At 25.3% G+C, this 570-nt stretch carries 1 protein-coding gene; it reads left to right on the forward strand.

Annotation, left to right across the window (positions count from 1 at the left end; translation table 11 throughout):
- Positions 1 to 211: LPXTG cell wall anchor domain-containing protein (locus tag HMPREF2937_RS08305; RefSeq protein ID WP_142351423.1), on the forward strand; the 211-nt coding region annotated here is incomplete at its 5' end.
- Between the last annotated feature and the right edge of the window lie 359 nt (positions 212 to 570).

Genomic DNA, 570 nt, shown 5'->3' on the forward strand with positions numbered 1-570 from the left:
AGTATCAGTCACAACAAAAAAACAAGCGGATAATAGTGCAATTACTAAATCGCCTAAAAATTCAAAAGGTAATTCTGTTCCTGCTAAAAAAGAATTACCAGAAACAGGACAACAAACAGATCAAAGTAATGCGACTTTATTTGGTTCTTTATTTGCAGTACTTGGAAGTTTATTGTTATTTGGAAGACGTAAAAAAAATAATGACAATTAATATGTAAGTCATTAAGATATTTGTAATAGATGATATAGATTTTATAAAGGTCTGTAGAATGATGTTTAATATCACCTACAGGCCTTTTTACTTTTCAAATAGGAAATGAAAATGTTTTGCAATATAAAAAGAACTAAATGCAATTTATCTTATGATAATAGGTGGAACATATGAATTTTTCTTATAAAAAGCACTGAGTGTGAAAAATATAGATAATAAATACCTTGAGTTCATTGATGGATATAAAATTTTAAATATACAAAATCTTGAGGTTTTCGTCTATAATAAAAAAGTGAATATTAATGATGTTAACTACTGAAATTAAAGGAGATAGATAATAAATATAAGTTGTATTTTAA

The organism is Staphylococcus sp. HMSC061G12, from assembly GCF_001838465.1.
In the GTDB taxonomy this organism is placed as follows: Bacteria; Bacillota; Bacilli; order Staphylococcales; family Staphylococcaceae; genus Staphylococcus; species Staphylococcus simulans.